Consider the following 7,210-nt stretch of genomic DNA (forward strand, 5'->3'; position numbering starts at 1 on the left):
AGGCCGGCTGACCGCGATCGCGCGCCTCGGCGACCCGGGCCAGCGCGCGCTGGGCCGAGAGGTGGACGATGTAGATCGGCACGCCGGCCAGCCTCGGCCAGGGCCAGGGTGCCTTTCGGTGCCGGTGGCCTCGGCGACCTCGGGTCGGGTCAGCGCGTGGTGGATCGGCGCGGTGTGGGCCGGCGGCCCGCGCCCGCTCGATCAACACGTCGATCGGCAGCCCGATCTCGGCGTGCATCGTGACGAGCGCGCCCAGCTCGCCGGCGCGCAGGAGCGCGCGGAAGATCTGCTGGTCGTCGCCAGGCTACACGCCGGGGGTAGGCCATGAACATCTTGAAGCTGGTCACGCCTCGCCCGACCATCGCCGCCATGCCGTCGAGGGTCGCGGCGTCAGCCTGGGTCAAGATCATGTGCAGGCCCAGTCGATCGACCTTGGGCTCGGCCTTGGCGTGCCAGGTGTTTCAGGCTGGCGGCCAGCGACCGCGCGCGATCCTGGATCGCGGTAGGCTGACCGTCGTCGTCCGCCGTGGGCCGCCGCGACCGTGCCGGTGGCGAAGTCATCGGACGTGAACCCGCCGGGGAACGGCAGCTCGAGGTGGGTGTGGACGTCGACGCCGCCGGGCGACGTAGCGCCCGGTGGCGTCGATCGTGCGATCGGCGACGCCCAGGGCCGCGCGCTGGCTAGGCTCGGTCAGCGCGACCACGCGCTCGCCGTCGATCACACGTCGGCGCGGAAGGTGTCGCTGGCGGTGACGACGGTGCCGTCGGCGATCAGGGTGCGTGCCATCAGGTGGACCATCTTTCTCCGCGGCGCGCCCGATGGAACCCGGCCCGCCACAAACCCGACGGAGGCCCTGCGGCACCGGCTCGCCATCGCCCGCACCGCGTGGAGGTGCCGGCTCGCGAAGCAGCGCGCTTGCGTGAGCGTGATCCCGGTCGCGGGAAGCCCGTCGGCCTTGCGGTCGGACCGGGCGCTGGGGTAGCTTCGTCGAATCCGGGCAGGGGCGGCGTTCCCCGACGGCCTCGGCGACGCGCCCCGAGGCGGCAGGGGAGAGGCACGATGATCTGTAAGCGTGGTTCGCAGGGTGAGACAGAGCGTGGTTCGCAGCGCGAGTCAGCGCGCGGTTCGCAGCGCGAGTCATCGCGTGGGTCGAGGGTCCTGGGCGCCGTGGCGGTGCTCGCGGCCTGCGCGAGCTTGACCTGTAGCGGCGACGACGGGACCGGCGGCGACCGGGTGCTGCGCGGCGTGGTCTACACGACCGAGCCGCGTGGTGGGTGCAAGCGACGGTGCGCAGTCTCTTCAATGACTTCGCGTACTGTACAGGTGTTCCGACGGCCGACGATGGCAGCTTCGTCTGCCCGATCCTGGCTGGCGACGACGGCAACTGGTACGTCGTCGCCGAGGGCGGGGCCGGGCTGCCGGCCGGGACGACGCTACGCGGCGGTGTCTCGACGTCGTGCCGCTCGAGGAGCGCACTGATCACGGTCAGCCGGTGTCGGATCTCGCGGTGGCCCTGGCCGACGCGCGGGTCGCGACCGGCAAGGACCCTGATCGACTCGCCGCGTATCACACGGCGGTCGCGCTGTTCGACGCCCACTGGGACACCGACCCCTTCGACGCCGACGTGAAGGATCTGACGGCGCCGTCGGGCCTCGACGACGGCGCGAAGTTGACGTTGGCGATCCACGGTCTGGCCCAGCTCGCGGCCCAGGCCGCCGTCGAGCAAGGGGTCGCCGCCGGGTCGCTCACCCAGCTTCAGCTCCTCGCGCTCCTGCGCCAGGACGTGGCGGCGCCGGGCGAGGTCTTCGACGGCGAAGGCGGCGCGCTGCGCCTCGGCACCTGCGCCGACGGGCTGTTTCTGTGTGCGAGGTCGGCGCCGACTCGCTGCGCGGGTATCTCGGCGGCGCGATCCCGGCCTTCGCGCGGACGCCGGCCAACGGCACCGGCCTGGGGCGCGACGATCTGCTGACCTGGCTCGAGCGTCTGCGCACCAACGCCCCGCCGCCGACGCCAACGGCGTGGCGAGCGTGACCGTCGAGGTGGTCGGCGCGACCGCGACGGTGACCGACACTGACCCGAGCCCCGAGCGGTTCGTGGCGATGGTGCCGGTGGCCGGGCTCCCCGAGGGCCCGCTGATGTTGACCGCGACCGCCCGCGATCTCGACGACAACACCGCGTCGGCGAGCCGCGGCGTGGTGATCGATCAGGTGAGCGGCGGCACGATCTCGGGCACCGTGACCAAGGGCCGCGTCGCCGGCGCGACGGTGACCGCGTACCGCTATGGCGACGGCGCGGCGCGGCGGTCGGCACCGGGACCACCGACGCCATGGGCAACCTGACCAACCTGCTGGTCGCCGACGGCACCTGCAGGCCGATCCTCCTCGAGGCCACCGGCGGCAGCTACGCCGAGGACTCGCAACCGGCGACCAGCGTGACCCTCGACGTCGCCGACCGCCTGCGCACCGTGATCCGGCCTACACCGACGGCGCCTCGCTGTCGGCGGTGCAGCTCACGCCGCTTCACCGTTTCGCGGTCGCGTACCTCGAGTACCTGACCAGCACGAGCACCGGCGGCGCCGACCTGGCCGCGCGCTGGGCCACCGCCCACGGCGCGATCGAGGCCCACTTCGGCGTCAGTAACGTCCGCGACGTCACGCCGTCGCCGCCGGCGCAGGTCGACACCCTCGCCGCCAACGATCGCTACGGCCTCGTCCTCCTGGGCATCTCGCGCGCCGCGTGGCGCGCGTCGGCGGCCGGCGGTGGCGACGCCGGCGCCTTCGGCTCGGCGGTCAACGGCTACGCGGTGACCCGAGCCTGGGCGCGGGATCTCGGCGACGGCTGCTGGGACGGGCGCGCCGGGACGACGATGCTCACCTACGGCGGTGTTACGCCGCTCACCGCCGAGGCCGCGCGCCTGCACCTGGCCCAGGCCATCGTCGACTACCTCGGCGACGGCGCGCAACCAGACCACCTTCACCACCGCCGCCGACGTCCTGCCGCTCCTCGACACCGTGGCGCTGGCCGCGACCTCGGCGCCTGGCGCGTGCGCCGGCGGCGCGCTCTTCGCGACGCCGGGGCGGCCCTTCGATCGCGAGCCGCCGGTCATCACCTTCGCGACGCCGGCCGAGGCCGCCTACCTGCGCGGCACCTTCGAGGTGTTCGCCAGCGCGGTCGACAACCTCGACGGGACGCCCCACCGTGACCTTCGTCACCCCGCGCTGATCGACGACGACACCGACGGCCACGAGGTCCACGACGACGTGGTGTCGACCGCGCTGCCCGACGGGCCCTTCGCGATGGAGGTCCGCGCCGTCGACGACAGCGGCAACGCCGCGACGGCGACGCGCACGGTCACGATCACAACACCGCCCCGAGCGTCACGATCACCGGCCCGGCCACCGACGGCGGCTTCTACGCCGGCGTGGTCTCGGCTCGGCTGGACCGTCACTGAGGCCAACCCGCAGGGCGTCACGGCTACCCTCGACGGCGCTCCGGTCTCGCCCGGCTCCCAGGTCGCGAACGCCGGCGCCCACACGCTGGTCGTCACCGCCACCGATCGCACCGGCGCGACCGCCACCGCGACGCGCGCGTTCTTCATCGACAACACGCCGCCGGTCATCACCACCGTCGTCGCGCCGACCGGCGCCGTCGTCCGCCCGCCGATCACGATCACCGCCACTGCCACCGACAACCTGATGGCCCAGGGCTCCCTCGGCAGCGCCCTCGCCGTCACCGGCGCCCCGCCGCCGCCCGCCGGCACCCCGGGCGCCCCCGCCGACGGCAGCCGCACCCTCGCGCTCACCTACGCCACCGCCGCCGACGGCCCCCTCGCCGCGACCTTCACGATCGCCGATCGCGCGGGCAACGCCGCCACCCCGCGCACCGTCAACCTCACCGTCGACCAGACCAACCCGATCCTGACCTGGTCGACCGCCAGCCTCACGCTCGTCGGCGGCACCTACTGGACCAGCGCCGCCACCGTCACCCTCACCGGCACCGCGACCGACTCGAACCTGGCCGGCGTGAGCGCGAGCTGGCCAGGGGGCTCGGCGACCGCGACCCTGGCGGGCGCGAGCTGGACGATCGCCGGGGTTCCGGCGCCCAGCGCGGGCCACGCGGTCGCCGTGCGCGCCACCGATCTGGCCGGCAACTTCATCAAGCAGATCCGGACCGTGCGGTCCGATGTCACGCCGCCGGTCGTCGACTTCACCACGACCACGGTGCGCGACGAGCGCCGACACCGTGACGTTCTCGACAGGAACCAGCGTGGCCTACAGCGGTCCGACCCGCGATCCCAACCACAACCACGTCGGCCCGGCCGTCACCCTCGGCGCCGCCGATAGCTGCGCGACCGCGCCGGTCGTCGAAGAAGTAATACGCCTACCTCCTCGACGAGGTGCGGCCCGTGTCGCCGGAGTCCAACGGCGACGGCCCCGGCGGCTCGAACCCGCTGCGCATCGCCGTCGCGCCCACCGACGACGGGGTCGGCCTCACCACCGTGCAGTACCGCGTCGTCAACGGCGTCACCGGCACGCCGCTCCTCGACTGGACCACCCTGGCCTCGCCCACCGCCCAGCTCGTGCCGCTCTACCGCGCCAGCGTCACCGCGCCCTCGATCCCCGCGCTGGGCACCACCACCGGCCTCGTGCGCTTCGAGGCCCGGGCCGTCGACGCCCTCGGCCGCACCGGCCCCGTCTCGTCGCGGTGCTGGAACCAGACTCTACGCCGCGCCCATCGAGATGGGCGAGCCCGCCGCCGTCGCCGCCACCAACGGCCCCACCGGCTCCGGCAAAGTGGGGCCTCGGCCTCCTCAACCTCGCCGACGCCACCTCGCCGATCGATCCGGTGTCGATGATGCTCCAACCGGCGTCGCCGGCCCGGCTGGCGCCGGCCTCTACGAGTTCTCGGTCTGGAACCCCACGAACGAGACCGTGTACCTTTCGGTCGACGTCGACGCCCTGCCGTCGACCGGGACGGCCGCAGCCAAGTGGTCGAACTCCTACTACGCGGGCAAGTGGGTCTACCGCCAGACCACCGTGAACACAACTGCACCCTCGCCGGGTCGTGTGCCTTCGATCCCGACGTCGGCGTTATCATCTGCGGGATCGACTACAGCCGCCCGGGCTGTGAGCAGATCGGGCCCTCCGGTCCTTCGAACAACGGTTTGCAGTCGCGTGGCCCCGTCGACCTTGCTGCCAGCTTCTTCGACGTGCGGATCTGGCGGCAGGATCCTGTGCCGGCACACTCACCGAGTTGACCCAATGCGCCGGTTGCTCCACGACCCCGTCGAGCGGTGTGCGCCGCGTCAGCGTCGCCTTGCCCCCGCGCGGCTCCGGAGACGTCCCGCCAGTGCGCTACTGGATCATGCCGGTCCTCCGGCCGAACTCCGCCATGGCCCCGGCCGCCGGTGTGGCAGGCGAGCACCAGGTCGCCGGTCAGTACCTGACGGGCAACGTCATGGAGAGCCGCACCGGCTGCACCCACTTCGATCAGCGCGGCGCAACCGGCGTCTTCTGCGACACCCGCCGCGAGTACTGGAAGATGAACTACCTGAAGTCGATCTCGGTGACCAACGTGGGCCTACGTACCGCGACAGTCTTTACGGCTCCACTTCCACCAGTGTTCCGCTCCCACCGGAGAACCTCGACTCCGCAAACGCCAGAAGCATATTCGCCCGCTCCTGCCCTTGACGACGAGCGATCCCGAAGCGCTTCCCACCCCGCAGGAATAAGAGAACCATGACTAGCACCAACATTTCGAAGCTTGCGATCGCAGCCTGTGGACTCTTGGCGGGCGTGGTTCTCGTCGTGTCGTGCAGCGACGACTCACCTGGTGATGCCGACGCGGCCGCCTGCGATTGCCCGGCTGCGGAGCCACCGCTGAACGGGCGCATCGTTGCTGTCCGTGCATCGAACCCGATCCAGCCCGGTACCGGGGGCGGTCAAGGTGCGTCCTGTCCGGCGGGTGCCATCGTTCTTGGCGGTGCCTGCGAGGTCATGACCCCTGACCGCGCTATTCAAGTGCCAGCAGCCGCGTGGACCGCTCGGCCAACCACGCGTATGTCTGCGAGTGGTCCGCGCGAGACGCGACGGTCGCCAACACCGGCACAGCCGAAGCGATCTGCCTCGTCCCGGCGCAGTAAGACGGCGGGCTGGCGTGAATCGGTGACCGGGTGATGGCCAGGACACGCCAGGACCCGGTCGACGTCCCGGCGGCCCGCTGCAGTGGGTCATGAGGGTCATGACTGTCCTCCGTCCTAGCCAATCGGAGAAGACGATGAGCAACAAGTCGACTTGGCTTATTGGAGCCGCATCCGGAGCCGTTCTGAGCCTCACCCTCATTCTTGCATGCAGCGACGACTCACCGGGTGATGCCGATGCCGCGGTCTGCGACTGTCCGGCCGCCGAGCCGCCGATCGCCGGTCGAATCATGGTCGTGCAGGCGTCAAACCCGATTCAGGTCGGCACCGGTGGCCAACAGACGGTTTTCTGCCCGGCTGGTGCGGTTTGTCCTCGGCAGGGCGTGCGACGTCACGACCGACGATCCCGAGGTCCAGGTGCAGAAGTCGGCGTTCGTGCGCAATGCACAGCAGGGCTACCGGTGTCGGTGGTCAGCGGTCAACACAACGATGGCGAACACCGGCACGGCCGAAGCGATCTGCCTCGTCCCTGCGCAGTGATCCGGAGGGCGCCCGGGCCCACATAGGTGCAAAAGGCCGGCGAGGTCGGCCGGAAGGCCCCGTCGTTACGGGGCGTTGTGGGACCGGCAGGAGAAAAAGCAGCAATAACAACGGCTTCGATGGCTGTGGCGAGAAATCGGTCGCGGGCACGCAACCGGCGACGGGTGGGCCCGATACCTCGCCCATGACACCCGGTGACCCGCGTACGTGGCCTTGGTCGAGAGCCGAGATGACCCGGAATCCGGCAAGGGCCGGGGAAGGTCGGACCGCCGCCTTCGTAGAACGAGACGATCGAGCGCACGCTCGCCGGCGTTGGGGTCGGCGGGCGGAGCGCCCTGAAGGTGGCACGCGATGAGCGACTTCGACGATGACGATCGCAGCGTAGCGGGACCGCGGGCCTCGGGGGCTGCGCCGCGCGATCCAGCGTCGGGATCGGCGACCGGCGCGGGCAAGCGGACGCGGACGCAGGGCCCTGGCACTGCGGCCACGGGGGCGGCGACGGGTGACGCGTCGGCCGGCGAGGCGGATGGC

Annotated in this window: 8 protein-coding genes; 7 read left to right on the top strand and 1 reads right to left on the bottom strand. The window is 71.7% G+C overall.

What is annotated here, in order from left to right; translation table 11 throughout:
• Window positions 1-118 precede the first annotated feature (118 nt).
• The 3 genes from IPH07_24795 (at window position 119) to IPH07_24805 (ending at window position 2,340) form a co-directional block, all read left to right on the top strand.
• Window positions 119-328, top strand: coding sequence for a hypothetical protein (locus IPH07_24795; GenBank protein MBK6920643.1), 210 nt, complete (start codon window positions 119-121; stop codon window positions 326-328).
• A 1,165-nt stretch (window positions 329-1,493) separates the two neighbouring features.
• The gene (locus IPH07_24800) at window positions 1,494-1,970 is read left to right on the top strand and encodes a hypothetical protein (GenBank protein ID MBK6920644.1); all 477 of its coding nucleotides are present in this window, start codon (window positions 1,494-1,496) and stop codon (window positions 1,968-1,970) included.
• Between the two features lie 49 nt (window positions 1,971-2,019).
• Window positions 2,020-2,340, top strand: coding sequence for a hypothetical protein (locus IPH07_24805; GenBank protein MBK6920645.1), 321 nt, complete (start codon window positions 2,020-2,022; stop codon window positions 2,338-2,340).
• A gap of 61 nt (window positions 2,341-2,401) precedes the next feature.
• On the opposite strand, the gene IPH07_24810 is transcribed toward IPH07_24805, so the two are convergent.
• Complete coding sequence (locus tag IPH07_24810) at window positions 2,402-2,980, bottom strand: hypothetical protein (GenBank protein ID MBK6920646.1); 579 nt, start codon at window positions 2,978-2,980, stop codon at window positions 2,402-2,404.
• Between the two features lie 31 nt (window positions 2,981-3,011).
• Between IPH07_24810 and IPH07_24815 the strand changes: the two genes are divergently transcribed.
• The 4 genes from IPH07_24815 (at window position 3,012) to IPH07_24830 (ending at window position 6,679) form a co-directional block, all read left to right on the top strand.
• The gene (locus IPH07_24815; protein ID MBK6920647.1) at window positions 3,012-4,343 is read left to right on the top strand and encodes a hypothetical protein; all 1,332 of its coding nucleotides are present in this window, start codon (window positions 3,012-3,014) and stop codon (window positions 4,341-4,343) included.
• Between the two features lie 62 nt (window positions 4,344-4,405).
• Entirely contained in the window at window positions 4,406-4,855 is a 450-nt protein-coding gene (locus IPH07_24820) for a hypothetical protein (protein MBK6920648.1), read from the top strand.
• 536 nt (window positions 4,856-5,391) lie between these two features.
• Window positions 5,392-5,742, top strand: coding sequence for a hypothetical protein (locus IPH07_24825; GenBank protein MBK6920649.1), 351 nt, complete (start codon window positions 5,392-5,394; stop codon window positions 5,740-5,742).
• A 727-nt stretch (window positions 5,743-6,469) separates the two neighbouring features.
• Window positions 6,470-6,679, top strand: coding sequence for a hypothetical protein (locus IPH07_24830; protein MBK6920650.1), 210 nt, complete (start codon window positions 6,470-6,472; stop codon window positions 6,677-6,679).
• Window positions 6,680-7,210 lie beyond the last annotated feature (531 nt).

The sequence above is a fragment of the Deltaproteobacteria bacterium genome, from assembly GCA_016709225.1.
Classification (GTDB): Bacteria; Myxococcota_A; Polyangia; order Nannocystales; family Nannocystaceae; genus Xiheibacterium; species Xiheibacterium phototrophicum.